Origin of the sequence: Phreatobacter sp. AB_2022a (genome assembly GCF_026847585.1) — a bacterium.
Taxonomy (GTDB): Bacteria; Pseudomonadota; Alphaproteobacteria; order Rhizobiales; family Phreatobacteraceae; genus Phreatobacter.
Genome location: NZ_JAPSET010000039.1, coordinates 23,523 through 49,336 on the forward strand (window position 1 = coordinate 23,523; position 25,814 = coordinate 49,336).

The 25,814-nt window shown below is 68.0% G+C and carries 25 protein-coding genes; 6 read left to right on the plus strand and 19 right to left on the minus strand.

Annotated elements, in window-relative coordinates:
• Nucleotides 1-189 precede the first annotated feature (189 nt).
• Nucleotides 190-1,236 (plus strand): LacI family DNA-binding transcriptional regulator, encoded by a 1,047-nt coding sequence (locus tag OZ671_RS23575; RefSeq protein ID WP_268862995.1) that lies wholly within the window; start codon nt 190-192, stop codon nt 1,234-1,236.
• 46 nt (nt 1,237-1,282) lie between these two features.
• On the opposite strand, the gene OZ671_RS23580 is transcribed toward OZ671_RS23575, so the two are convergent.
• Both OZ671_RS23580 and OZ671_RS23585 read right to left on the minus strand, forming a co-directional pair.
• A complete protein-coding gene (locus tag OZ671_RS23580; RefSeq protein WP_268862996.1) occupies nt 1,283-2,395 on the minus strand; it encodes an S-(hydroxymethyl)glutathione dehydrogenase/class III alcohol dehydrogenase in 1,113 nt (370 codons plus the stop codon).
• Nucleotides 2,396-2,508: 113 nt separating this feature from the next.
• Entirely contained in the window at nt 2,509-4,113 is a 1,605-nt protein-coding gene (locus OZ671_RS23585) for a glucan biosynthesis protein (RefSeq protein ID WP_268862997.1), read from the minus strand.
• Between the two features lie 459 nt (nt 4,114-4,572).
• On the opposite strand from OZ671_RS23585, the gene OZ671_RS23590 reads away from it, so the two are divergent.
• The gene (locus OZ671_RS23590; protein ID WP_268862998.1) at nt 4,573-5,610 is read left to right on the plus strand and encodes an aspartate-semialdehyde dehydrogenase; all 1,038 of its coding nucleotides are present in this window, start codon (nt 4,573-4,575) and stop codon (nt 5,608-5,610) included.
• Nucleotides 5,611-5,833: 223 nt separating this feature from the next.
• Here the strand turns inward: OZ671_RS23590 and OZ671_RS23595 are convergent, their stop codons facing one another.
• From OZ671_RS23595 to OZ671_RS23610, 4 genes are all read right to left on the minus strand, one after another.
• A complete protein-coding gene (locus OZ671_RS23595) occupies nt 5,834-6,505 on the minus strand; it encodes a carbonic anhydrase (RefSeq protein WP_268862999.1) in 672 nt (223 codons plus the stop codon).
• A gap of 95 nt (nt 6,506-6,600) precedes the next feature.
• Nucleotides 6,601-7,866, minus strand: coding sequence for a diaminopimelate decarboxylase (gene lysA / locus OZ671_RS23600; RefSeq protein WP_268863000.1), 1,266 nt, complete (start codon nt 7,864-7,866; stop codon nt 6,601-6,603).
• 3 nt (nt 7,867-7,869) lie between these two features.
• Complete coding sequence (lptM, locus tag OZ671_RS23605) at nt 7,870-8,178, minus strand: LPS translocon maturation chaperone LptM (protein ID WP_038303394.1); 309 nt, start codon at nt 8,176-8,178, stop codon at nt 7,870-7,872.
• Between the two features lie 86 nt (nt 8,179-8,264).
• Nucleotides 8,265-9,611, minus strand: a complete 1,347-nt coding sequence (locus tag OZ671_RS23610) for an RsmB/NOP family class I SAM-dependent RNA methyltransferase (protein WP_268863001.1) — start codon at nt 9,609-9,611, stop codon at nt 8,265-8,267.
• Nucleotides 9,612-9,805: 194 nt separating this feature from the next.
• On the opposite strand from OZ671_RS23610, the gene OZ671_RS23615 reads away from it, so the two are divergent.
• Complete coding sequence (locus tag OZ671_RS23615; RefSeq protein ID WP_268863002.1) at nt 9,806-11,482, plus strand: methyl-accepting chemotaxis protein; 1,677 nt, start codon at nt 9,806-9,808, stop codon at nt 11,480-11,482.
• 84 nt (nt 11,483-11,566) lie between these two features.
• Here OZ671_RS23615 and htpX read toward each other — a convergent pair whose 3' ends face one another.
• Nucleotides 11,567-12,478, minus strand: coding sequence for a zinc metalloprotease HtpX (gene htpX, locus OZ671_RS23620; RefSeq protein WP_268863003.1), 912 nt, complete (start codon nt 12,476-12,478; stop codon nt 11,567-11,569).
• A gap of 154 nt (nt 12,479-12,632) precedes the next feature.
• On the opposite strand from htpX, the gene fdxA reads away from it, so the two are divergent.
• From fdxA to OZ671_RS23635, 3 genes are all read left to right on the plus strand, one after another.
• A complete protein-coding gene (gene fdxA, locus OZ671_RS23625) occupies nt 12,633-12,968 on the plus strand; it encodes a ferredoxin FdxA (protein ID WP_038303371.1) in 336 nt (111 codons plus the stop codon).
• A gap of 413 nt (nt 12,969-13,381) precedes the next feature.
• The gene (locus OZ671_RS23630) at nt 13,382-13,963 is read left to right on the plus strand and encodes a CarD family transcriptional regulator (RefSeq protein WP_268863004.1); all 582 of its coding nucleotides are present in this window, start codon (nt 13,382-13,384) and stop codon (nt 13,961-13,963) included.
• Nucleotides 13,964-14,200: 237 nt separating this feature from the next.
• Nucleotides 14,201-15,076 carry an RNA polymerase factor sigma-32 gene (locus OZ671_RS23635; RefSeq protein WP_268863005.1) on the plus strand — a complete coding sequence of 292 codons (876 nt, stop codon included), beginning with the start codon at nt 14,201-14,203 and terminating at the stop codon, nt 15,074-15,076.
• Nucleotides 15,077-15,103: 27 nt separating this feature from the next.
• Here OZ671_RS23635 and OZ671_RS23640 read toward each other — a convergent pair whose 3' ends face one another.
• The 12 genes from OZ671_RS23640 to OZ671_RS23695 form a co-directional block, all read right to left on the minus strand.
• Nucleotides 15,104-15,979 carry an SRPBCC domain-containing protein gene (locus tag OZ671_RS23640; RefSeq protein WP_268863006.1) on the minus strand — a complete coding sequence of 292 codons (876 nt, stop codon included), beginning with the start codon at nt 15,977-15,979 and terminating at the stop codon, nt 15,104-15,106.
• A 12-nt stretch (nt 15,980-15,991) separates the two neighbouring features.
• Entirely contained in the window at nt 15,992-16,309 is a 318-nt protein-coding gene (locus OZ671_RS23645) for an ArsR/SmtB family transcription factor (RefSeq protein WP_268863007.1), read from the minus strand.
• A 133-nt stretch (nt 16,310-16,442) separates the two neighbouring features.
• Nucleotides 16,443-17,732 carry an MFS transporter gene (locus OZ671_RS23650; RefSeq protein WP_268863008.1) on the minus strand — a complete coding sequence of 430 codons (1,290 nt, stop codon included), beginning with the start codon at nt 17,730-17,732 and terminating at the stop codon, nt 16,443-16,445.
• Complete coding sequence (locus tag OZ671_RS23655; RefSeq protein WP_268863009.1) at nt 17,701-18,495, minus strand: IclR family transcriptional regulator; 795 nt, start codon at nt 18,493-18,495, stop codon at nt 17,701-17,703. The genes OZ671_RS23650 and OZ671_RS23655 overlap by 32 nt, the downstream gene beginning before the upstream one ends.
• A complete protein-coding gene (locus OZ671_RS23660; protein ID WP_268863010.1) occupies nt 18,492-19,769 on the minus strand; it encodes a TRAP transporter large permease in 1,278 nt (425 codons plus the stop codon). The genes OZ671_RS23655 and OZ671_RS23660 overlap by 4 nt, the downstream gene beginning before the upstream one ends.
• 4 nt (nt 19,770-19,773) lie before the next feature.
• Nucleotides 19,774-20,283: a TRAP transporter small permease gene (locus tag OZ671_RS23665; protein ID WP_268863011.1), complete on the minus strand. Its 510-nt coding sequence runs from the start codon at nt 20,281-20,283 to the stop codon at nt 19,774-19,776.
• Nucleotides 20,284-20,366: 83 nt separating this feature from the next.
• Entirely contained in the window at nt 20,367-21,383 is a 1,017-nt protein-coding gene (gene dctP / locus OZ671_RS23670; protein ID WP_268863012.1) for a TRAP transporter substrate-binding protein DctP, read from the minus strand.
• An 82-nt stretch (nt 21,384-21,465) separates the two neighbouring features.
• Nucleotides 21,466-22,383 (minus strand): HpcH/HpaI aldolase/citrate lyase family protein, encoded by a 918-nt coding sequence (locus OZ671_RS23675; protein ID WP_268863013.1) that lies wholly within the window; start codon nt 22,381-22,383, stop codon nt 21,466-21,468.
• A 42-nt stretch (nt 22,384-22,425) separates the two neighbouring features.
• The gene (locus tag OZ671_RS23680) at nt 22,426-23,649 is read right to left on the minus strand and encodes a CaiB/BaiF CoA transferase family protein (RefSeq protein ID WP_268863014.1); all 1,224 of its coding nucleotides are present in this window, start codon (nt 23,647-23,649) and stop codon (nt 22,426-22,428) included.
• Nucleotides 23,649-24,146 carry a MaoC family dehydratase gene (locus OZ671_RS23685; RefSeq protein ID WP_038303355.1) on the minus strand — a complete coding sequence of 166 codons (498 nt, stop codon included), beginning with the start codon at nt 24,144-24,146 and terminating at the stop codon, nt 23,649-23,651. The genes OZ671_RS23680 and OZ671_RS23685 overlap by 1 nt, the downstream gene beginning before the upstream one ends.
• A gap of 3 nt (nt 24,147-24,149) precedes the next feature.
• Entirely contained in the window at nt 24,150-25,295 is a 1,146-nt protein-coding gene (locus OZ671_RS23690) for an acyl-CoA dehydrogenase family protein (RefSeq protein WP_268863015.1), read from the minus strand.
• Nucleotides 25,292-25,780, minus strand: a complete 489-nt coding sequence (locus OZ671_RS23695) for a MaoC family dehydratase (RefSeq protein WP_268863016.1) — start codon at nt 25,778-25,780, stop codon at nt 25,292-25,294. The genes OZ671_RS23690 and OZ671_RS23695 overlap by 4 nt, the downstream gene beginning before the upstream one ends.
• Nucleotides 25,781-25,814: the final 34 nt, after the last annotated feature.

A 25,814-nucleotide genomic window follows, 5' to 3' on the forward strand; every position in this document is an offset into this window, starting at 1 on the left:
ATTTCAACGCACGCGCCTGCAGAGCGCTGCCTGCGGCACGGCTGGCGCGGGAGCGCCCGATCCGGCATGGAGAGATGCGACGTGCGCGGCGGCGCTGGCCTCCGGGGGCGTGGACCGGCGGCGTGCCGAAGATCGGGAGAACGCAGTGGCCATGACGGGCGAGCGGATCGACTTGGCGGCGGGGCGGTCATGACGCCGGCGGATCGGGATCCCCGGCGCCGGCGCGTCACCGTCAAGGACGTCGCGGCCGCCGCCAATGTCTCGCCCATGACGGTGTCGAACGTCATCAACGGCCGGCACCAGTTCGTCAGCGAGGCGACACGCAAGCTCGTCGAGAAGGAGATCGCGCGGCTCAACTATCGCGTCCAGGAGAGCGCGCGGGGCTTGCGCACCGCGTACCGGCGCTCGGTCGGCATCGCCATCGTCGACGAGACCCGCAGCTTCCTCTCCGACCACTTCAATGCGCAGGTGGTGGCGGGCCTGAGCAATGTGCTCAGCCGCAACAATCATACCCTCATGGTGCAGGGCATACCGCCGCGCCAGTTCAGCAAGTCGATGGTGGTGCAGAACTTCGCCGTCGACGGTTTCTGCGTGATCATGTCCGGCCCGCCGGCCCGGCGGCGCGAGATCGTCGAAACCCTGATCAAGCTCGACCAGCCGGTGGTGCTGATCCAGGAGACCGGCGCGCCCGAGGCGCCGGACATCTGCGTGGTGCGCCAGGACGATGACGGCGGCGCGCGGGTTCTCGCCGATCATTTCGCCGCCCGCCGGCCTCCGCGCTACCTGGTGATCAGGCCGGAAACCGAATGGGCGGCGATCGAGGCGCGGGTCTCCGCCTTCTGCCAGGCGACGGCACGGCTCGCGCCCGAGGCGACGGTCGACACAATCCGCACGGCGACGGAAGATTTCGACAGCGTCCAGGCGAGCGTTGCCGCCTATCTCGACCGCCAGCCCCTGCCGGCGGCGATTTTCGGCGCCAACGACCGCCTGGCGATCGGCGCCATGTTGTTGCTTCAGGCGCGGGGCGTCGCCGTTCCCGATCAGGTCCGCATTGCCGGGTTCAACGGTTTCGAGTCCCGGCGCTATGCGCGGCCGCTGATCACGACCGTGATGTCGCCCGCCTATGCGCTGGGCGAGCGCGCCGGACAGGCCCTGCTCGACAGGTTCGCCGAGCATCAGTTCCGTGAGCGGGACATCGTGCTGCCGGTCCATCTCGATTTCGGCGAGACGACCTGATCGCGAGGCGGGGCGCTGCGCCGGAACCCGGCCAGGCCGGCCGCCGTCAGTAGACGACCACCGAGCGGATCGATTTGCCCTCGTGCATCAGGTCGAAGGCGGTGTTGATCTCGTCGAGCGGCATGGTGTGGGTGATCAGGCTGTCGATATCGATCTTGCCCTCCATGTACCAGTCGACGATTTTCGGCACGTCGGTGCGGCCGCGCGCGCCGCCGAAGGCCGAGCCCTTCCAGACCCGCCCGGTGACGAGCTGGAAGGGCCGGGTGGAAATCTCCGTGCCTGACGGGGCGACGCCGATGATGATGCTCTCGCCCCAGCCGCGATGGCAGCATTCCAGCGCCTGGCGCATGGTATGGACATTGCCGATACATTCGAACGAGAAGTCGGCGCCGCCCTTGGTCAGGTCGACGATCGCCTCGACCACCTTGTCGCGGCCGACCTCGTCGGGATTGACGAAATGGGTCATGCCGAACTTTTCGGCGATGGCGCGCTTGCTCGGGTTGAGATCGACGCCGATGATCCGGTCGGCCCCGACCATGCGCGCCGCCTGGATCACGTTGAGGCCGATGCCGCCGAGCCCGAACACCACGACATTGGCGCCTGGCCAGACCTTGGCCGTGTAGATCACCGCGCCGATGCCGGTGGTGACGCCGCAGCCGATATAGCAGATCTTGTCGAAGGGGGCGTCCTCGCGCACCTTGGCGAGCGCGATCTCCGGCAGCACGGTGAAATTGGCGAAAGTCGAGCAACCCATATAGTGGAACACCTCGCCGCCGTCGCAGGTGAAGCGGGTGGTCTCGTCCGGCATCAGGCCGCGGCCCTGGGTGGCGCGGATCGCGGTGCACAGGTTCGAGCGCTGCGACAGGCAGGTTTTGCACTGCCGGCATTCCGGCGTGTAGAGCGGAATGACGTGGTCTCCGGGCTTCAGCGTGGTGACGCCGGCGCCCACCTCGCGCACGATGCCCGCCCCTTCGTGGCCGAGAATGGCCGGGAAGCGGCCTTCCGAATCGAGGCCCGACAGCGTGTAGGCGTCGGTATGGCAGACGCCGGTCGCCATCACCTCGACCAGCACCTCGCCGGGTTTCGGCCCGGCAATCTCGATCGTCTCGACGGACAGGGGCTTGCCGGCTTCCCAGGCGACGGCGGCGCGGGTCTTCATCGTTTCGATCCTCTTCGAACGGATGGCGGATAGAGTCGGGCGGACGATAGGACGTCCGACGCCTCCAGCCTAGCCTTGGCCGCCGCATGCCACCCGGCCGGGGATCCGGAGAATCAGCCCGGCGGCAGATACTGGTAGAGCCAGGTCTCCGAGGCGACCTGGTCGCCGACCTTCAGATAGCAGCGCATTTCGACCGGCTCGGTGTCCCGCACCTGCAGGTCGAACTGGACGCGCCAATGGCCGGGCACGTCGTTCGGCACGGCCTCGATGTGCCGGTAGGAGCCGAAGCTGCCGCGCGAGGCCCAGAGCACGGGTTCAGGCAGGGCGCCGCGCGGCAGGTTGACCAGCGGGCCGCCCTTGAACTCGATGAGGAACTTCTGCACGCCGATCGGGCGCGGCTGGCCGGGCTGGCCGCCGCGGCCGAGGCGCGTGGCCATCACGCGGGCGAGCGGGGTCGGCGTCGGTTCGTCGGCCAGCCAGGACAGCCGGTAGCGGTAGTCGCGCGAGGCGCCGGCTTCGGCAGCCTCTTCGGGCACCCACATGGCGACGATATTGTCGTGGATCTCGTCGTCTGTCGGCATTTCCACGATCTGCACGGCGCCGCGGCCCCAATCGCCCAGCGGCTCGACCCAGGCCGACGGCCGCTTTTCGTATTTGACGCCGTCGAGATAGTGCAGGAACTCGCGGTCGCGCTGCAGCAGGCCGAAGCCGCGCGGCGCGCGGTCGACGAAGCTCGACGTCATGATCCGCGGCGGATTGTTGAGTGGTCGCCAGATCCGTTCCCCGGTGCCGGTCCAGATCGCCAGGCCGTCGCTGTCATGCACCTCCGGCCGCCAGTCGATGCCGCGCGAGGTGGTCGTCTCCGAATACCAGTACATGGAGGTGAGCGGCGCAACCCCGAGATGGCCGACCCGGGCGCGGAAGTTCAGCGACGCGTCGATATCCATGATGACCCCGCTGGTCCGCCGGCACAGGAACCGGTAGGCCCCCGAGAGCGAAGGGCTGTCGAGCAGGGCATACAGGGTGACCGGGTCGCCCTCGTTGGCCGCGGCCTCGATCCAGAAGGCGACGAAGTCGGGGAATTCCTCGGGTCCCGGGCCCTGGCCCGGGGCGAGCGCGATGCCGCGGGCGGAGAGGCCGACCTGGCCGAGCTCGCCGACGGCGCGGAAATAGGAGGCGCCGAGCCAGGTCGCCCAGGGCTCCTCCGCCTTCCAGTCGCGCGAGCGGGCTTCCTGCAGCCAGAGGCCGGCGAAGGCCGACGGCTCCGGCGCGAGCCGGGCGGCGGGATGCTCCGGTCCGATGGTGAAATAGTTCGGGTCGTAGAGCACTTCGCGGGCCTGGCCGTTGGCGAGCGAATACATGCGCACGGTCTTCGGGAAATAGCGGCCGACATGCTGGAAGGTGACCGGATAGGCGCCGGGCCCGGTGCCGAACAGCGCGACGTCCTTGTTGAAGCGCAGCTTGCCGTGATTGTCGTAGTCGATCTGCGCGACGATCTCCTGGTTCGGCCGGGGCGGGGCGACATAGGGCTTTGCCGCGCGCTCGCGCGCCATGGCCTTCAGGGCGTCGTAGCTGAACGGCCGCGCCGGGCCGAATTTCAGCTCGGTGGCGGCCGCGCGCGCCTCGGCGGCGAGAACCGGCGCCATGCCGGCCGCGGCTGCAAGGCTCAGGAGGTTGCGTCGGGACAGCGTCTGGACCATCTGATCACCCATCAACATGCACGATCCCGGCGCGCGGCATCGAGGGACTAGGCACTAACCCGGATTTGTCGCGCGGGCTATGGCCGGGGCGCTGTGATGACACGGGTTTTCCGGCGAATATGCGGCGGGGCATGGGGCTCTTTGGCGTGGCCGCGGCATTCGTGCGATTTCGCGCCTGCCGGCGGGCCTTATCGCCGCTTTGAGTCCTTGCCGCGTCATTCGCATTGACTTTTTACCGCGCCTGATGTTTGAGACGTGCCTTACGGCGCTTCCGCCGAGGACCCCTTATCGCCAATGGCTTTCGCTGCAACGACGAAACGCACGAAAACCACGCCGGCCGCCAAAAGCGGCACGGCAGGCTGACGCTTAGTCCTCGCTTCCGGGTGCTCCCCCGACGGGGGAGATGGGCGTAACGGAACCCCGAGGCAAAACTGGGTTCCGGTCCTGGGGGAGAGTTCAAACTCAAGGGCTTAAATCATGGGTTACAAGGTCGCCGTCGTCGGTGCCACGGGCAATGTGGGCCGCGAAATGCTCGCCATCCTCGAGGAGCGCGGTTTCCCGGTCTCCGAGGTCGTGCCGCTCGCCTCGCGCCGCTCGGTCGGCCAGGAAGTGTCCTTCGGCGACAAGACGCTGAAGGTCAGGGCGCTGGAGAACTACGACTTCTCCGACACGGATATCTGCCTGATGTCGGCCGGCGGCTCGGTGTCGAAGGAATGGTCGCCCAAGATCGGCGCGCAGGGCTGCGTCGTCATCGATAATTCCTCGGCGTTCCGCTACGATTCCGACGTGCCGCTGGTCGTTCCGGAAGTGAATGCCGATGCCGTCGCCGGCTTCACCAAGCGCAACATCATCGCCAATCCGAACTGCTCGACCGCCCAGCTCGTGGTGGCGCTGAAGCCGCTCCACGACCGCTTCGGCATCAAGCGCGTGGTCGTCTCGACGTATCAGTCGGTGTCGGGCGCCGGCAAGGAAGGCATGGACGAGCTCGATCGTCAGACCAAGGGGCTCTACTCCCTGAAGGAGCCCGAGGTTCAGAAGTTCTCGAAGCGCATCGCCTTCAACGTGATCCCGCATATCGACGTCTTCATGGAGGACGGGTTCACCAAGGAAGAGTGGAAGATGACGGTCGAGACCAAGAAGATCCTCGACCCCAAGATCAAGCTGACCGCGACCTGCGTGCGCGTGCCGGTCTTCATCGGCCATTCGGAAGCCGTCAACATCGAATGCGAGCAGCCGGTGACGGCCGACGAAGCGCGCGAGATCCTGCGCGCGGCTCCGGGCATCCTCGTCGACGACAAGCGCGAGGCCGGCGGCTACACGACCCCGATCGAGGCGGCCGGCGAGGACGCGACCTATATTTCGCGCATCCGCGAGGACGCGACCGTCGAGAACGGCCTCGCCTTCTGGTGCGTCTCGGACAATCTGCGCAAGGGCGCGGCGCTGAACGCGGTGCAGATCGCCGAGGTGCTGGCCAACCGCAAGCTGATCCAGCCGAAGGCCAGGGCCGCGGCCTGAGCCCCGGGCTCGCTCCCGGACATAACCGAACGGCGGGCCGTGGGCCCGCCGTTTTGGGTCTCGTTCGCGCTGATCGGCTCCGCACGGACGTGCGCCGTGCACGGAGGTCCTCCTGGCGAGCGGGACTTGCAGCGACAAGCTGCTCCCCCTCCCGCCGAAACGCACGTTCTGCGCGGCCTCCTGGAATGACGATAGCCGCGGGCAAGGCGCCGCGACGAGCCGCTCAGGCGACGTTCTCGCAACTGAACACTTTGCCCGGCCGGTCGAGCGCAGGCGAGAACAGGCCGGTTGCCTCGTCCAGCACGCTGAGCACGCCGGTGGCGACGCCGAAGAAGGCGCCGTGCAGCTTCAGCTTGCCGCGTTCCTCCAGGATCCGGACGCAGGGGAAGGTGCGCAGGTTCTTCAGGGAGGTCGCGACCGAGGCGTGTTCGAGCTTCCTCAGATAATCGTCCATGGAGAGGCTGCCGCGCGGGCCGGCCTCGGTGATGGCCGGAGCGATCATGCCCATCCACTTGCCGATGAAATCACCCGGCGACAGCGGCTCGGCATCTTCGGCGACGGCGGCGCGGATGCCGCCGCAGCGGCCGTGGCCGAGGACGACGATGTCGGTGACGCGCAGCGCCATCACCGCGAATTCGAGCGCGGCCGAGGTGCCGTGATAGTTCTCGTCGGGCGCGTAGGGCGGCACCAGATTGGCGACGTTGCGGACCACGAAGAGTTCGCCCGGGCCGACGTCGAAGATGACCTCGGGCGAGACGCGGCTGTCGCAACAGCCGATCACCATGGTCTGCGGATGCTGGCCTTCCTTGGCGAGCTTCTCGTACCTTTCGGACTCGCGCGGGAAACGGCCGTCCAGGAAGGCGGCGTAGCCCTCGATCAGGCGGGTCGGTAGCATGGCGGCACCTCGCAACTGCGAAACGCCTCGTTCAACGCCTTTTTGGGGCGCGAGGTCAATCCGCCGTTTGGCAATGTCCTACCGACAGTCCCGGCTCACAGCCAGCCGGGCAGGCGGTCGAGCGCGATGATCTCCTCGACCGAGACGCGCGGCCTGATGACGGCCCAGTCGGCGCCGGCGACCAGCACTTCGGGCGACAGGGCGCGGGTATTGTAGGTGCCGGACTGCACGGCGCCGTAGGCGCCGGCCGACATCACCGCCAGGAGATCGCCCGGCTTCACCGCGGTCAGCTTGCGGTCGAGCGCCAGGAAGTCGCCGCTCTCGCAGACCGGACCGACCACGTCGACCTTGGCGCGCGGCGCGCCGGCGGCGGCCTCCCGCACCGGCTTGATCTCGTGATAGGCATCATACAGCGTCGGCCGGATCAGGTCGTTCATCGCCGCGTCCACCACGACGAAGGTGCGGTTCTCGCCCTGCTTCACATAGATGACGCGGGTGACCAGCACGCCGGCATTGCCGACGATCATCCGGCCCGGCTCGAAGATCACCTTGGCGCCGAGGCCCGCCGTGTGGCGCTTGACCACCTCGGCATAGCGGGCCGGGTCGGGCGGCGGCTCGTTGTCGTCCTTGTAGGGGATGCCGAGGCCGCCGCCGACGTCGACATGGTCGATGCGATGCCCGTCGGCGCGCAGCTGGCCGACGAAATCGGTGAGCAGGGCGAAGGCATCGTCGAAGGGCGCGAGCTCGGTGATCTGCGAGCCGATATGCATGTCGATGCCGGCAATGTGAATGCCGGGCAGCCTGGCGGTGCGGGCATAGACCTCGCGCGCGGTCGAGATCGGAATGCCGAACTTGTTGTCGCTCTTGCCCGTCGAGATCTTGGCGTGGGTGCGGGCATCGACGTCGGGATTGACGCGGAACGAGATATGGGCGGTCGCGCCGAGCGCGGTCGCCACCTCCGAGAGCTGCAGCACTTCCGGCTCGCTCTCGACATTGATGCAGAAGACGTTGGCCTCGAGCGCCGCCCGGTGCTCCTCGCGCGTCTTGCCGACCCCCGAGAACATGATGCGCTCGCCCGGCACGCCGGCCGCCAGGGCGCGCTTCAGCTCGCCACCCGAGACCACGTCCATGCCGGCGCCGAGGCGGGCCAGGGTCTTGATCACCGCCTGGTTGGAATTGGCCTTCATCGCATAGCAGACGAGCGTGTCGAGCCCGGCAAAGGCCTCGGAGAACACCCGGTAGTGCCGCTCCAGCGTCGCGGTCGCATAGCAATAGAACGGCGTGCCCACCTCGCCGGCGATCCGGTCGAGCGCGACATCCTCGGCGTGCATGACGCCGGCCCGGTAGGCGAAGTGGTGCATGGCTTACAAGAGCGGGTCGAGAACGAACTGGCCCGAGGGCAGTATCGGCCGCTGGCCGATCGGGCGATAGGGGTCATAGTCGCGGCGGGGGGCGCCCGCAGGCGCAGCGCCGCCCGGCTGGCGTGCAGCCGGATTGGCGGGATCGATCGAGGCGTCGGCGCGCGGCGGCAGATTCGGCGGCGTCGGCCCGCCGATCGTCGACGGCGTCGGCCCCGGCAGTTCGAGATTGCCGCGGCGGCCGCAGGCGCCGAGCGCCAGCGCGCCCGAAACGGCAAGGACGAGAGCGGTTCGGCGGGACGGGAAAGCGGTCAATGCAGGGCCTCTTGGGGACGAAGCGGGCGGCACCATAACGGAACATTCCCTGCACTGCGAGAGGGGCCGTGGCAAGCACCCGGCGGTCAGTCCGGCCGCCGGATCAGCCGCGCGGCGAAAAAGCCATCGAGCCCGGCGCGCGCCGGCTCGGCATGGCTCCAGGCCGAGGGCAGGGTGCGCAGGAAGCCGTCGGGGGTGACGAAGGGGGCAAGGCCGGCGAACTCGTCGGGCCGGATCGGATCGACCGCCATCCGGGCGTCGCGGCCGAGGAGGCCGGCAATCTGCCGTTCGCCTTCCTCCGGTTCCAGCGAGCAGGTGCAATAGACCGCCCTGCCGCCCGGCACGAGCAGGTCGCCGAGCCGGTCGAGCAGCCTCGCCTGCATGCGGGCGAGGCCTTCGACATCGGCCGTCGACTTGAGGTGCATGACGTCCGGATGGCCGCGCACCGTGCCGGTGGCGCTGCAGGGGGCATCGAGCAGCACCGCGTCGAACGTACCGGCGAGGGTCAAGGCATCGGTCGCCTCGACGGCCACCGCAAGGCCGAGCCGGTCCATATTGGCCGCGAGCCGCTCGAGCCGCCGCGCCGAGCGGTCGACCGCGGTGACCGCGGCTCCGGCCGCCGCGAGCTGCGCGGTCTTGCCGCCGGGGGCGGCGCAGAGGTCGGCGACGCGGCGGCCGGCAACGTCGCCGAGCAGACGGGCCGGCAGCGCGGCGGCGGCATCCTGGACCCACCATGCGCCCTCGCTGAAACCATCGAGGGCCGTCACCTGGCCGGCATCGACGAGGCGTACGGAGCCGGTCGGCGTCGTCGTGCCGCCGAGCCGGCGGGCCCAGCCCTCGGCATCCGCCTTGACGGTCAGGTCGAGGGGTGGCTCGACCGCCTGGATGGCCGCGATCGCACGCGTCTCGGCCTCGCCATAGGCGGCGATCCAGCGCTGGCGCAGCCAGGCGGGCAGGTCATCGAGCGGGTCGATCTGGCCGAGGATCAGCGTCCGGTCGCGGGCAAGGCCGCGCAGCACGGCATTGGTCAGGCCGGCAAAGCCGCGGGCCTTGCGGTCGGCTTCGACGAGGCGCACGGCGATGTCGACGGCGGCATAGTCCGCAAGATCAAGGAACAGCACCTGGCACGCGCCGGTGCGCAGCACGGTCCGCAGCCGCGGCAGGCCGTCCGGCAGACCCTTGGCGAGCCGGCTGTCGAGCAGCCGGTCGATCGTGCCGAGCCGGCGCAGCGTGGTCGCGGCGATCTTGCGCACCAGGGCGCGGTCGGCGGCATCGAGCTCGGTCGGCTCGTCCAGCACCTCGTCGAGCGGCCGACGCCGCAGCAGCACGGCCTCGACCAGTTCGCAGGCGCGCCGGCGCGCGGCAAGGCCCGGCACGGGCGCCTGCTTCGGGCTTGGCCGGCGGCCTGCCGGTCGGAAGGTGCGTTTGGTCATCGCGGCGGTTTAGGCGGCGGCTCGGAGCGCCGCAAGGGGCCGCGCCGGACGGCAGCGTCCGGCGGCCTCGCCTCGCCACAAAACCAGGACAAACCCGTAGGTTGTGCTCAGGCAAATTTAACCATGCTTTTACGGGAAATATCTAAATCCAAAGCCATGCCGATCCCCGGCAATCAACAGGATGTTTTCCCAGAATGAGAATCCCAGTCAAAGCGGTGTTGATCGCCACCCTTCTCCTGTTGATCGGCGTATCGGGGATCCAAGGCTGGTCGGCGACCTCGCGGCTCGCCGCGGTCAATGACGACGTCAAGGAAATGGCGACCAACTGGCTGCCGAGCGTGCGCACCCTCGGCGTGATCAAATATCTGTTCGCTCGCACCCGCGTCGCCGAACTGCGGCTCGCCGGCGCCGGCGCCGGCGGCCAGACCGCCGAGCTCGAGAAGTTCCGCGAGCAGGTGGCAAGCGAGATCGCGACGGCCTTCACCCGCTACGAAGCCATGCTGGCCAATGCCGAGGAGCGGGCGCTCTATGAGCGGATCAAGGCTAGCTGGGCGCAATACAAGGCCAATTCCGACCGGATCGTCTCGGCGGCGCGGGCCGGCCGCGAGGAAGAGGCGGCGGGCCTCGTCGCCGGCGCGGTCAAGCTGTTCGACGAACTGATCGCGGCAACCGACAGGTCGCTCGAATTCAATGCCAAGGGCAGCGAGGCGCAATACGCCCAGAGCATCGCGACCTATGACAGCGCGCATTTTCAGACCCTGCTTCTCGGCGGCATCGGCCTCCTGCTCGGGCTCGGCGCGGCGGCCTTCGTCATTCTCGGCGTGACCAATCCGCTCGGCCGCCTGACCGGCGCGATGCAGGCGGTTGCCGGCGGCCGGCTCGACACCACCATTCCCAATGCCAAGACGCAGAACGAGATCGGCGACATGGCGCGCGCCCTTGTGGTGTTCCGCGACGGCCTCGCCGAGACCGAGCGGCTGCGCGAGGAACAGGCCGAGGCGGAAAAGCGCGCCGCCGTGCGCCTGGTGAGCGAGCGCAACGCCATCGCCGACGCCTTCCAGGCCAAGCTCGGCGCGCTTGCGGAGAGCTTCTCGCAGTCGTCGGGCGAGCTCGAGGATTCGGCCCGCAATCTCGCGGCGACCGCCGAGGAGACCTCGCGCCAGGCGACCGCCGTTTCCGGCGCGGCCGAGCGCGCCTCGCTCAACGTCCAGACCGTGGCGGTGTCGACCGAGGAAATGGCGGCGTCCGTCCAGGAGATCGCGGCGAAGGTCAACCAGTCCGCCGATATCGCCAATACGGCGGCTGACGAGGCCGCGCGGACCGAGAACGACATCCGCGCCCTGTCAGAGGCGGCCGAGAAGATCGGCCAGGTGATCGAGCTGATCAACACGATCGCCGGCCAGACGAACCTGCTCGCGCTGAACGCGACGATCGAGGCCGCGCGCGCCGGCGAAGCCGGCAAGGGCTTCGCGGTGGTGGCGAGCGAGGTCAAGCAGCTCGCCGCGCAGACCGGCCGGGCGACCAACGAGATCAGCGCCAAGATCACCGAGATCCAGCAGGCGACGCAGCGCACCGTCGGCTCGATCGAGCGGATCGTCGGTACGATCGCCTCGATCCGGTCGATCTCGACCAGCGTTGCCGGTTCGGTCGAGGAACAGGGCGCGGCAACCCAGGAGATCGCCTCCAACACCCAGCGCGCCGCGCAGGGCACGGAAGCGGTGACCGGCAACATCAACGGCGTCGGCCGGGCCGCCGAAATGACCGGCGCGGCCTCGACCCAGTTGATGAGCCTGTCGTCCAACCTCACCGAGAAGGCGGCGGAGCTGAAGGCCGAGGTGGCCGAATTCGTCCAGAACCTCCGGGCGGCCTGAAGGCGGCCGGCGGTCCGTCGGAAAAGCCGCGGCCGGGATCCCTGCAGGATCCCGGCCGCTTCGCTTTCGAGAGGGCTTGCCGCCTCAGCCCCAGGGGCCGGCGCGCCGGCCGCCGCCCCAGGGCATTCGCTGCGGCGGTGCGCTCTGCATCTGGCCCCAGGCGGCGGCGAGCTGCTGCAGCGCGGCGATACGGTTGCCGGTGTCCGGATGGGTCGAGAACAGGTTGTCCATCCGCTGGCCGCTGAGCGGGTTGATGATGAACATGTGCGCGGTCTGCGGATTGCGCTCGGCGGTGACGTTGACCTCCTCGTGAGCGCCGGCGATCCGGGCGAGCGCCGAGGCGAGGGCCATCGGGTTGCCGGAGATTTCCGCGCCCAGCCGGTCCGCCTCATATTCGCGCGAGCGCGAAATGGCCATCTGCACGATCGAGGCGGCGAGCGGCGCAAGGATCATCATGGCGATCGAGCCGATCAGGCCGACTGGATGGCGGTTGTCGTTCGACGAGCCGGCGAAGGCGGCGAAATTGGCCAGCATCGAGACCGCGCCGGCAAGGGTTGCGGTCACCGTCATGGTCAGCGTGTCGCGGTTCTTGATATGGGCGAGCTCGTGCGCGACGACGCCGGCGACTTCCTCGCGCGTCAGCCGGTTGAGCAGGCCGGTATTGACCGCGACGGCGGCGTTTTCCGGGTTGCGGCCGGTGGCGAAGGCGTTCGGCTGGTCTTCGTGGATGAGGTAGACGCGCGGCATCGGCAGGCCGGCGCGCTCGGCCAGGCCCTGGACCATGGCATAGAGCTCAGGCGCCGAGTTCTGGTCGACCTCCTGCGCGCCATACATGCTGAGCACGGCGCGGTCGGAGCCCCAATAGCTCCAGAAGTTCATGGCGGCCGCGACGACGAGTGCGATGACCATGCCGGTGCTGCCGCCGATCAGGAAGCCGAGGCCCATGAACAGGGCGGTCATGGCGGCCAGAAGCATGGCGGTCTTGGCGTAGTTCATCAAAATTCCCCGTGGGTTGCGACGGACCATAGATCGTGCGGGACAGGGGAAACGGCAAGACTGCCATGCCCGCGGGCACGGGTTCGCTTGCATACGAACGTTCTGATCTGGTAATCCGCCAGGGTCGCCTGTCGCGACACGCCGGAGCCTGTCCATGACCTATGTGGTCACCGAGAATTGCATCAAGTGCAAATACATGGACTGCGTGGAAGTCTGTCCCGTCGACTGCTTCTACGAAGGCGAAAATTTTCTCGTGATCCATCCGGACGAGTGCATCGACTGCGGCGTCTGCGAGCCGGAATGCCCGGCCGAGGCGATCAAGCCGGATACCGAAGCCGGCCTCGAAAAATGGCTCGGCATCAATGCCGATTTCGCGGCCAAGTGGCCGAACATCACGCAGAAGCGCGAGTCGCCTGCGGATGCCAAGGATTGGGACGGAAAACCCGGCAAGGAAGCGCTGTTGTCGCCCGAACCGGGACAGGGCGACTGACCCATTCGCGCCGCCGTCGCGGTGGACGAATCAACGGTCATGTTACCGGCCCTGCCAGGGGGCCGGCGCTTAAGCCTTTGATTTCGGCGAAAATTGTGATATTGTCCTGACACAGTCGATCAAAACAACGGTCAAGCCCGTGCGCTCGCTTTTTGCGAGGCGCCTTTTTTCGGAAAACTCCGAGGAAACGACGCGATGAAACCCATTTCCCGGGTTTTCACCGTGCCGTGGGACTTATTTTTGTCGTCGACTAAGGTCAAGAGCCGGGGCGGATCCTCCTGGGGATTGCGCAGGGCTTTTGGCGCGAACCACCACCGGCCCGTCGGGCCGTGTGGACCGGCTGCCGGCGGTGGTCCGCCGTCGGTCCGGCGTCACCAGCGGCCCCACGTGGCCGGCGAGGAGTAAGGCGCAGAATGACCACAAAGAAGAACGCGCAGACCCGTCAGGGCTTCAAGACGAATGAGTATATCGTCTATCCGTCCCACGGGGTCGGGCAGATCGTGTCCATCGAGGAACAGGATATTGCCGGCTTCAAGCTCGAGCTGTTCGTCATCACCTTCGAGAAGGACAAGATGACGTTGCGTGTCCCGACCGCCAAGATCGCGCAGGTCGGCATGCGCAAGCTCGCCGACGCCGACGTGATGGCCAAGGCGCTCGATGTGCTCAAGGGTCGGGCCCGGATCAAGCGCACCATGTGGTCCCGCCGCGCTCAGGAATACGAAGCGAAGATCAATTCCGGCGACCTGATCGCCATTTCCGAAGTCGTGCGCGACCTCTATCGCTCCGACACACAGCCCGAGCAGTCCTATTCCGAGCGCCAGCTCTACGAGCAGGCCCTGGACCGCATGGCCCGCGAGCTCGCCGCCGTCGAGCGCATCGGCGAGGCCGAGGCGATCAAGCAGATCGAGGCCCAGCTCGCCAAGGGCCCGCGCCGTGGCGCGGCCAAGGCCGAGGATCTCGACGATGCCGACGAGGCCGAGGTCGAGGCCGCCTGACCCGACGCCGTCCCGGCTGCAGGTACGGATCCGACACAGCGAAAGCCCGGCCCGCGCGCCGGGCTTTTGCGTGTCCGGAGCCTCGCTTGGTCGTCTGCCGCGAATGCGGCAGAATGTCGCAATAATCCGGTAACCCCTTCACCAGCCTGGAGATTCCGGCCGAGATCGCATACGCATTTCTCCTAGGCAGCCGGAGAGCGGGCAAACCCGCCGCGGCGCTGCCAGGGGGAGGACGTCATGGACCAGGGGTCGCGGCTTCGGCGCGGGCTGATCAGGGCTGCACGGGATGCGCCGTTCCTGCAGCGCGAGGAAGAGCACCAGCTCGCGCTGCGCTGGAAGGAGGACCGCGACGAGGTCGCGCTGCACCGCCTGACCCAGGCCCATATGCGCCTCGCCATCGCCCTCGCGCACCGGTTCCGGCACTACGGCCTGCCCATGGCCGATCTCATCCAGGAGGGACATGTCGGGCTCCTGGAAGCCGCCTCGCGCTTCGAGCCCGAACGCGACGTGCGTTTCTCCACCTATGCGACCTGGTGGGTCCGGGCCGCGCTGCAGGACTATGTGCTGCGCAACTGGTCGATCGTGCGCGGCGGCACCTCGTCCAACCAGAAGGCGCTGTTCTTCAATCTGCGCCGGCTGCGGGCCCGGCTGTCGCAGACCATGGATGCCACCACCGCGCGCACGGCGATGCACCGCGAGATCGCCGTTGCGGTCGGCGTCTCGGAGGCGGATGTGGCGCTGATGGACGCACGCCTGTCGAATCCGGAAATGTCGCTCAACGCGGCGAGCCACGACAGCGACAACGAGCCGGGCGCGGAGCGCATGGACTTCCTGGTCGACCGCGCGCCGCTGCCGGACGAGCAGGTGGGCGAGGCCATCGACGGCGAGCGGCGGGCGCGCTGGCTCAGGGCCGCGCTCGGCATCCTGTCCGAGCGCGAGCTGAAGATCCTCAGCGAGCGCCGGCTGAACGACGACGGCGCAACCCTCGAAAGCCTCGGCGATCGCTTCGGCATTTCCAAGGAAAGGGTGCGGCAGATCGAGAACCGGGCGCTGGAAAAGCTGCGCAAGGTCCTGGTCGACAGGCATAGCCACGCGGCGGTGGCGCTCGCCTGAGACGCGCCTCCGGACCGGTGCCGGCCGTCACGGTGCGAGATCGATCCGGACCGCGCCAGTCTCCGGATCGGCCGGAAAGGAGACGTGCTGGTGGATCATCCGCCAGCAGCCGCCGATGCGCTGGAACACGCGGGTGCCGCGCGACCACATCCGGCTCTTGACCCCGCCGTCGGCAAGATCGGTCATGCGATTGAGGCCCCACGTGACGGCGATGTCGCCGCGCACGATGACCTGCAGGTCGGGAATGTCCCAGCGAAATTCCGGCCCGGCCAGGGCGAAGCCGCGGCGGCATTCCTCGCGCAGCGCGGCGGGACCGCGCACCGCGAGCGGCGGCGAATGCTCATAGGCCACGACGGTCTCGGCCACCGGGGCCATGGCCGCATCGAGGTCCTTGCGCGCGGATGCGTCGAACCACGCGTCGAACAGTGACCGGATCTCCGCTTCGCCGCGCCTCTGCGCCGCCTCAGCGGCCAGCCGCATGCCGAGCTTGTCGAGACAGCCGACCCAGCCCTCGGCGACGCCGTCGCGCCAGGCCGGATCGTCGAGGCCGGTCTGGCGGAAGTGCATGAGCGTGCCACCGTCGCGCGGCTCGAAGGTCACGATCACGGTGGTCTCCCGCGCCACGCTGTCGAATGTCTGGAAAAGGCTCAATACCAGGCGCTGCGCCGGCACGATGTCCAGGAATTCGCCGTGCTCGCTGAAGCGGTGGCCGGTCTCGGAACGATAGTCGACCCGCCAGCGGCCGCCGACGCGCGGGTCGGCCTCGGCGGACAGGCCGATATAGGTGTCGGGGGCGAACCAGTCGATCAGCGCGTCGGCGTCGAGCCACTGCGCGAAGACCCGCTCCGGCGATGCCGCGAAGAAGCGCGAGATGGTGATGTCGAGCGCAGGCGAGACGGCCATGGATGAACTCCCTTACTGTTCGGCGAGCCGGCGTTCGAGCCGGTCGAAACGTGCGTTCCAAAGAGCCCGATAGGGGTCGAGCCAGCGGTCGATGCCGGCGAGCGGCTCTGCCCTGAGGCGGCTCGGCCGGCGCTGGGCATCGCGGCTGCGTGCCACCAGTCCGGCCGCTTCAAGCACGCCGACATGCTTGCTGATCGCGCGCGGTGTCAGGGCGAAGGGAGCGGCGAGCTCGGCGACCGAAGCTTCGCCGTCGAGCAGGCGGGCCAGGATGGCGCGGCGGGTCGCGTCGGCGAGGGCGGCGAAGGCGAGATCGAGCTGGGCGTTGGTCATTTATGGTACCATTTAGTTCCGGAACTAAATAGTTCCTCAAAGGCCCGGCGGTGTCAACCGCCCAGGTCGTTCAGTCTGGGGCAGCACCGGCCACACGGCTGCGGCAAGGCTGGCGCCCGGTTGCGGGCAGGTCTCAGGCCGGGCTGTCGCGCTCGGCCGCGTTCACGGTCCTTGGCGGTTCGGCCGCGCCGGCATCCGGCAGGCCATGCCGCCGCATCCGCAGGCCTTCCGCCGCGAACCAGCCGCCGGCGAGGCCGGCAACCGTCGCCACCGTCAGGAAGCTCATCCGGTAGCCGATCGTGCCGGCGGCGAGGCCGAACAGGGCAGGCCCGAGCACCGCTCCGGCATAGGTGATCGCCGTCGCGCCGGCCGAAACCGCCGCAGCCTGGCCCTTGGGCGACCAGCGGGCGAATTCGGCGAGCACGACACCGTTCCAGCCGACCGCGCCGGCGCCATAGATGATGCAGGCCAGCGTGACGGCGGCGAGCGGCCAGCCCGCCTCCGCGGCTGCGGTGGCCGCCGTGCCGCAGGCCGAGAGAGCGCCGAGGCCGGCCAGCAGCGTGAACCGTTCTTTCATCCGGTCGGCCAGTGCGCCGAACACCACGCGGCAGATCATGCCGGCGAGCTGCGCGGCAGAGAGCATGCCGCCTGCGGCAATGGCGGTCAGCGCGGCCTTCTCCATCAGGAAGGCGACGAGGAAACTGCCGAGGCAGGCCTGCGGGATCAGCAGCATGGCGGAGCCGACCGCCAGGGCGCGCAACTGCCGATGCCGCAGGACGAGGAAGAGCGGCGCGAGGCGGCCGGACGTGTCGGTTGCGATCTCGGCGCGCCGGCCGTCATAGGCCCGCCTCAGGGCGAGCATCAGGGCGGCGGCGATCATCAGCGCTCCGGCCAGGACCAGGCTGGCGCGCTGCCAGCCCCAGAGTCCGGCCAGCAGCGGCACCAGAAGGCCGGTGGCGGCAAATCCGATGGGCACGCCGGTCTGCTTCAGCGAAAAGACGAGGCCGAACCAGCGCTGCGGCACGCGGCCTGCGAGAATGCCGGCTGTGGTCGGCGTGATCGGGCCGTAGGCGAGGCCGAGCAGGACGGCTGCGGCGACGAGAAAAGCCAGGCTGCCGCCCGCGAACAGCGCGAGGCCGGCGGCGGCCGAGACGGTGGCGAAGACGCAGAGCGTCATCGGCCCGATGCGGTTGATCGAACTCGCCAGGACCAGCATGGCGATGATCGACGTGCCATAGACGACCGCCGTGAACAGGCCGGCGAAACGGGCTTCCACGCCGATGGCCGATGCGGCGCCCGGCAGCATGACGGGAATGGCCAGCACCGCCAGCGAGTGAATGGCCTGGATCGCGACGGTGACGCCGACCGTCCGGAGCGTCCGGCCGATATCGTCAGAGGGACGGTGCGGGACGGGACTGGACATAGGGATGCACGGCCTCGCGCAGCAGGGAGAGGAGCCGGTCCCGTTCGGCGCGCACGCGGCTGTTGGCCGCCCCGATGCCGATCGCCATGGGCGGCTGCGACGGCGGCGTCGGCAGTTCGATCGCCACCACGCCGTTGGTCGGGATTACCGCGCCCTCCGTCCAGGCATAGCCGTCGCGGCGGATCCGGTTCAGGTCCTCGAACAGGTCGTTCGGACGGATGCGGCTCTCCGCATTGGTCTCCTCGGCATTGATGCGGCGGAGCAGGCCGAGCACTTCGACATCCGGCTTGCGCGCCAGCAGGATCTTGCCGACCGCGGCACGGCACAGGGGCCTGAGCGAGCCCGGCTTGATGTACCATTCGCCGAGCGTGCCGGAGATGAGGTGAATGTACTGGACATAGATGTCGTTCTGCATGCCGAGCAGGACCGTATAGCCGGTTGCCTTGTGCAGCCCTTCCATCAGCGCGTTCAGGCTGGTGCTGGTGAACAGCCGGTCGTGGATCCAGCTGCCGAGCAACGCCACCCGCATGGTCGGCAGGAACTTGCGGGTGGCCGGGTCGTAGTGAAGATAGTGGAGCTGCACCAGGCTGCGCAGCAGGGTCGAGGTGCTGGACTGCGGATAGCCCAGCGCCTCGACCACGTCGCCGACGCCAAGTGCCTCGCGGCGCTCGGCAAAGAGCTCGAGCACCTCCAGGACGCGCTTGGCCGACTTGATCGCGCCGATCCCGGCTCGATCGTCGCCGACCGGCTCGCTTCTGATCAACCGTAGACCTTCCTGGGCAGCCACAACGATATCTCCGGCAGGAACGTGACCATGGCGAGCAGCAGCAGCATGAGCGCGAGATAGGGATTGACCCCGCGGATCACCTCGCTCAGCGGCCGCTTGGTGACCGATGCCATGACGAAAAGATTGAGCCCCACCGGCGCGGTGATCAAGGCCAGCTCCATGTTGATCGTGACCATGATGGCGAAGTGGATCGGGTCGATGCCAAGCGGCTTCAGGAGCGGGATCAGGATCGGCATGGTGATCAGCATGATCGAGGCCACCTCCAGGAACATGCCCATGATCAGCAGGACGACATTGACGAACAGCAGGAACTGCCAGGAGCTGACGCCGAGGTCGACGATGAAGCGCACGAGGGCCGCAGCGACGCCCGACTCGGTGATCCAGTGGCCGAAGGCCAGCGCCGTCGCGATGATGATCATGATGGTGCCGGCGCTGCGGATGGAATCGCCCATGACCGACAGCGTCTCGGTCCAGTGGAAGCCGCGATAGAAGACCAGCGCCACGACCAGCGCGATGGCCGCGGCGAGGACGCTGGCTTCGGTCGCCGTGGTGTAGCCGCCATAGATGCCGATTGCGATGCAGGCCGGCAGCGACAGGGCCGGCAGCGCGGTGAGATTGACCCTGACGAATTGCGGCAGGCTCTTTGCCGGCTCAGGCGGCAGGTTCTTGAACCGGCCGTAGAGCAGCACCCAGCCGATGAACAGGGTCGCCTGAAGGAGGCCGGGAATGATGCCGGCGAGGAACAGGCGCGGCACAGACTCGTCGGCGAGCACCGCGAACAGGATCAGCGGCAGGCTCGGCGGGATGAGGATGCCGAGCGTGCCCGCCGCCGCCGCCGTACCGGCCGCGAAGGACGGCGGATAGCCGCGCGTCACCATGGCCGGCACAAGGATGGTGCCCATCGCGAGCGCGGTGGCGACCGACGAGCCGCAGATCGCAGCGAACATGGCGCAGCCGAAGACGGTGACGACGCCGAGGCCGCCGCGGACCGTGCCGAGCCAGGCGGCAGCGAAGTTCACCAGCGCCTGGGCAATGCCGCCACGCTGCATGAAGGCGGCCGCCATGACGAAGAAGGGTACGGCGAGGAGCAGGGGCGAATTGAGCTCGTCCAGCATCTTCTGGGCGACAGCCATGAGCGGTTGGCCGGAGGCGAGGAAGAGGCTCGCCGCGGTCGTGCCGAGCGCCAGGTAGATCGGCATGCCGAGGGCGAGGAAAACAAAAAAGACGACGGCTAAGGATTGAACCGGCATGGCGTCAGCTGTCCTGGTTCGAATGGAGCCGCATCTTTGCCGGGTCGTACCAGAAGACGAACTGGACGAGCCGGATGACGTAGCGCGCGGTCATCAGCGCCGCCGTGGTCGGCAGCGCGGCATAGTAGAGCCACATGGGAAAGCTCAACGACGTCATGCTGCGCTCGCCGAGCTCGTAGGCATCGCGCGTGACGAGATAGCCGAACCAGGCAAGGCCCGCGCAGAACGCCACGGCGACCGCACAGTTGAAGATCTCGACGCGCCGCTGGTTCGCGTCGGAGAGTCGCGCCACGATCAGATCGGCCCGGACATGGCCGTCGTCGCGGACGAGGCCGCTGGCGGTCAGCAGCGTCGCCCAGATGATCAGGTAGACGGAGAGCTCCTCGCCCCAGCTCGTCGCGAAGCTGGTCGACAGATAGCGCCCGATGATCTGCCAGAGGCAGATGACGAGCGCGGATGTTGCGAGGATGCCGATGATCCATCGTTCCACCACGTCCCAGACACGCAAGGTCACGTGTTTCCCTCCCACGATGTTTTTCTGACGATTGGCCGATCGGGCCGCGGCAACGACGTGCCGTGCCGTGCCGGGGCGCGGCCTCAGGCCGAGGCGGCGGCGGTGATCTTCGAGACCAGCGCAGGATCGAGCTTCAGTTCGCCGGCCACCCGATCCTGCATCGGCAGCATGCGCCGGCGGATGTCGGCGAGCACCGACTGGTCGATGGCGGTGACGGTCATGCCGTTGGCGGCCATGGCCTCGCCGGCCTTGGCCTGGGCGGCATTCGCCTCGTTGCGGAAGTCGCCGATCATCTCGTTCCAGACATCGGCGATCAGCTTGCGCGCCTCGGCCGGAGCCTTCTGCAGGAAGGCATTGCTCACCATGGGCATGTACTGCCCGTAGAACTGGTAGTCCTGCAGCGCGAATTTGAGGCCGGATTCCCAGAGCTTGGCCGAGGCGATGCTCTCATTGGTGCTGATCAGACCGTCGAAAGTGCCCTGGCTGAGCGCCAGCGGCACGTCCGGCCAGGCGGTGAAGTTCGGGACGCCGCCGAAGAAGTCGACACGCAGGAACTGGCCATGGCCGCCGGAGGTGCGGATCTTCAGGCCGGCCATGTCGCCGGGCTGGCTGATCGGCTTGACCGCATAGGTGTTGGAATAGCCGAGGTCCAGCCAGGGCCCGATCACCTTGATGCGGAGCTTGGCCTCCAGCAGCTTGTTGATGGTCTGGCCGACCTCGCCGTCGGAGACCTTGTAGAGCACCTCGCGGGGCTGGCCGAACAGCGCGGGCAGGGCGACGAAGTCGGCATTGGGCTCGAGGCCGGTGACGATCCAGGTGCCCGGCACCGCCATGTCGACGGACCCCTGGCGCAGTGCGCGCCCGACGTCGCGGTCGCGGAACAACTGGCCGGAATGAAACAGTTCCGGTTCGATGGCGCCGTCGGACCGCCGCTTCAAGGCATCGAGATAGCGCCCGACCTGGACCGTGCGGATATGGGTGGACGAGGTGTCGAGCGAGACGCGCAGCTTGACCTGCGCAGCGGCCTCCCGCCCCGTCAGCAGCGCCGGCGCGAAGAGCGCGGAAAAGACCGTGGCCTGACGGCGGGTGCAGCCTGCCATGATGTTCCTCCATAGGGTGTTGCTTATGGGCCCGGACAGGCGGGCGGAGGCGCGGCCGTGCAGGCCGCGCCGGTCGTCGGGATCACAGGCCGTAAAGGTCGGCCTTGCGCAGGACCGTGTTGCGCAGGATGCGGATCGAGGCGACGTCGACCATGACGCCGTCGACATTGATGGCGCCGAGCCCCTGGGCTTCCGCCTCGGCATAGGCCTTGGCCAGCGCGCGGGCCCTGTCGACGTCCTCGCGGCTCGGACTGAAGACATCCAGGGCGATGTCGATCTGGCTCGGATGGATGGCCCATTTGCCGACGCAGCCGAGCACCATGGCGCGCTTGGCCTCCTCGCGATAGCCGTCCGGATTGCGGAAGTCGGCATAGGGGCCGTCGACCGGATCGATACCGGCGGCGCGGCAGGCCATGACCAGTCGGAAGCGGGCATGATGCCAGATGTCGCCGGGATAGCCGTCGGCGACGCCGACCATCTTGAGGTCGACACCCATGGACGCGGAAAAGTCGCCCATGCCGAAGATCAGGCATTCCAGCCGGTCGGAGGAGCGGGCGATCTCGTCGATGTTCTGCATGCCCTCGACCTCTTCGATCAGGGCCTCGAGGCCGATGCGCTTCCTCAGGCCAAGCTTCTTTTCCATCATGGTCAGGAGCTTGTCGGCGAACAGGATGTCGGCCGGCGTCTGCACCTTGGTCATCATGATGGTGTCGAGGTTCTCGCCCGCGCCCTCGACGATCTCGATGATGTCCTCATAGGCGTAGGGCGTGGTCAGATCGTTGATGCGCACGCAGCGCACCTTGCCGGTCCAGTCGAGCGTGTTGAGCGCCTCGACGATCTTGGCGCGCGCGCCGACCTTCTGGTTCGGGGCAACCGCGTCTTCCAGGTCGAGGAAGACGTGGTCGGCTTTCGAGCTCGCCGCCTTCTGCATCATCTTTTCGGATGAGCCGGGCGTCGAGAGCTGGGAGCGCCGGCGGCGCTGCGGGCGGCTGATGGCCATGGGACGAGCCTTTCGGATGTGGGGAGGACGAAGCGACCGCGGCTAGCCGACCGCCTTGGCCGACCGCAGAGCGGCGATGCGTTCGGGAGAGCGGCCGAGCTCGGCGAGGATCGCGTCGGTATCCTGGCCGAGGAGCGGGGCATGGCGCGTGACGGCCCCCGGCGTCTCGGTCATCTTGATCGGGATGCCGGCCACCGCGATCGGGCGGTCGAGCCCGGGATGCGGCAGGGCGACCACCATGTCGCGCGCCTTGAAATGCGGGTCGGCGACGATGTCGGCGACGTCGTAGACCGGACCGAACGGCACCTTGCCGCCGAGCAGGGCGAGCAGCTCGGCCTTGGTCTTCGTTGCCGTGAAGGCGCCGATCTCGTCATAGACGAGGTCGCGATGGGCGACGCGCGCCGGCGAGGTGGCCGTGCGCGGGTCGTCGATCAGGTCGCCGCGCCCGATCAGCCGGCACAGCAGGGCCCACCAGGCATCGGTATGGCAGGCGATCGTCACCCAGCCGTCGGCGGCCCGGAACAGGCCGAACGGCGCGATCAGCGGATGGCGATTGCCTTCCGGGTGCGGCACGACGTTCTGAAACGCATGCTGGTGAACGATCCGCTCGCAGAGCGACAGGACGCTGTCGACCATGGACACGTCGACGAACTGGCCGCGGCCGGTCTTCCCCGCGTGGACGACCGCGGCGAGGATGCCGAAGGCGCACATGGCCGCGGGCATCAGATCGCCGACGCCGGGGCCGACCTTGATCGGCGTGTCGCGGTCGGGGCCGGTGATCTGCATCAGCCCGCCCATGGCCTGCGCCACCACGTCGAAGGCCGGCCAGTCGGCATAGGGGCTCGCGCCGGTGCGCGGGTCGCCGAAGCCGCGGATGGCCCCGTAGACGAGCCTTGGATTGCGCGCGCGCAGGGCCTCGTAGCCGAGGCCGAGCCGGTCCATGACTCCGGCGCGATAGTTCTCGACCAGGACATCGGCGGAGGCGATCAGATCGAGCAGGATCTTCTTGCCTTCCTCGGTCTTCAGATCGATCGCGATGGAGCGCTTGTTGCGGTTCACCGAGGCGTAGTAGCCGCCGAAGGCGCGCAGGCGGTCGTCGGCATGGAACGGGCCGCTCGTGCGGGTGTTGTCGCCCTCCAAGGGCTCGATCTTGATGACCTCGGCACCCTGGTCGGCGAGCAGCTGTGTGCAGAAGGGGCCGGCGAGCATCTGCGTGAGGTCGATGACGCGGATGCCGTCGAGCGCCCCGAAACCGGTCGCGGCCATCACCGGTCTCCCCAATGGCTGCGGCGCTTGATCATCACGGTGCGCTCGCCTTCGAAGATCTGCTGGCCGTCCTGCTTCACGCCGTAATGCTTGAAGCGGACGATGCCGGCATCGGGACGGTCGGCGGGCCTGGTCTCCAGCACCTCGGAATAGGCGTAGAGCGTGTCGCCGTGAAACACCGGCCGCATCAGCCGGATGCCATCCATGCCGATCTCGGCGATGGCGTTTTCCGCGGTGTCCTGGGCGGCGAGGCCGATGAACATGGCGATGTTGACGCCGCCGAAGCTGACCCGCCGGCCGCCGGCGAAGGCGCTGCCGGAGGCGTTCTTCTGCATCAGGTCCTCGTTGAAATGGCCTTCGGCCGTGTTCATCACGAGGTTGGTGATCATGACCTGCTCGAGCGGTTCCAGGGTCTTGCCGCGGGCGTGCCGGATGACGGCGCCGACCTTGAAGTCCTCGAAATAATTGGTCTTGCCGGTATAGTCGGAGAGCTTCATGGCTCACCTCCCCAGGATGCGGTCGGAGATCACGCGCTGCTGGATCTCGGAGGTGCCCTCGAAGATCTTGGTGAGGCGCGCATCGCGCCAGTAGCGCTCGACAGCATGCAGCTTGGTGTAGCCGGCGCCGCCATGGATCTGGATGCCCTCGGAGGTGACGCGTTCGGCCATTTCCGAGGCGAACAGCTTGACCATGGAGGCTTCCAGGTCGCAGCGCCGGCCCGAGTCGATCTCGGTGCAGACGTGGTACATGAGCTGGCGCGCGGCCTCGATCTCGGTCGCCATGGTGGCGATCTTGAAGCGGATCGCCTGGAACTGGCTGATCGGCTCGCCGAACTGCACCCGCCCGCCGGCATAGGCGATGGAATCCTCGAGCGCCCCACGCGCGAGGCCGATGGCGCGGGCCGCGGTATGGGCGCGCGCCTTTTCCAGTCCGTGGGTCGCCAGATAGAAACCCTTGCCCTCCTCGCCGATCATCCAGTCGGCGGGCACCCGGCAGCCGTCGAAGGCGAGCTCCCAGGTCTTCCAGCCGAAATAGCCGATCTTCGGGATCGGATTGCCCTGGACGCCGTCCGGCAGTTCGCCGCGCTTCTTCGGGATCATGAAGGCGGAGAGGCCCTCGTGGCGGCGCTTGCCTTCGCCGGTGCGGGCGATGACGATCAGGAAGTCGGCGCCGTCGGCGAAGGTGCACCAGTATTTGCTGCCGGTGATCACGTAAGAGTCGCCGTCGCGGCGGGCGCGGCAGGAAATGTTGGCGATGTCCGATCCAGCGCCCGGTTCCGACATCGCGAAGGCACCAAGGATTTCGCCGCGCGCTATTTTCGGCACATAGGCGCGACGCTGCTCGTCGCTCATCTTCTCCATGCCGATGAGGCTGTTGCCGCGCGCGATCAGCGAGGCGACCGACATCCAGCCGCGCGCCAGCTCCTCGGTGATCAGGCAATATTCGAAGCAGCCGAGGCCGAGACCGCCATATTCCTCGGGAATGAGGATGCCGAAATAGCCCATCTCCGCGAGCTTCTCGCGCAGCGCCATCGGGATCTCGCCCTCCACCGGGTCGAGCCTGTTGGCCACCGGCAGCACTTCCTTCAGGGTGAATTCGCGTGCCGCCTCCTGGATCATGCGGCGTTCGTCGGTCATGTAGCTCATGGGTTGCGCCTGTTGATCAGGTTGGAGCGCTTGAAGTCGCAGACGAGCTCGCCGTGCTGGTTGAGGCCCTCGGTGTGCCACTTGGCGATGCCCATGGCGGGATTGCTGCCCGAGAGGCGGCGCTCGACCACGGTCGAGCGGGCGAAGATCGTGTCGCCGGGATAGACGGGCTTGCGATAGGACAGCTCTTCCACGCTGAGGAACGGCCCGCCGCCCTCGGAGAGGTCCTCCACCGACATGCCGAACACGGTGTTGAAGACCAGGAGCGGGTTGATCGGCGGCTCCGGGTGGCCCATCGCCCTCGCGAATTCGGCGTTGAAATATTGCGGGTTGAAATGCAGCGTGAGGGTCGTGAACAACGCGTTCTCGGCCTGGGTGATCGTGCGTCCCCAGTGATGGTGGAACACGCGGCCGGGCTCGAAATCCTCGTAGCGATTGCCTTTCGGCCAGTCGTCGGCCTTGGTCATGAAGTCGGGTTGGGGCATGGATCTGTCCTGAAGTTGTCGTGCCGCGTCGGCG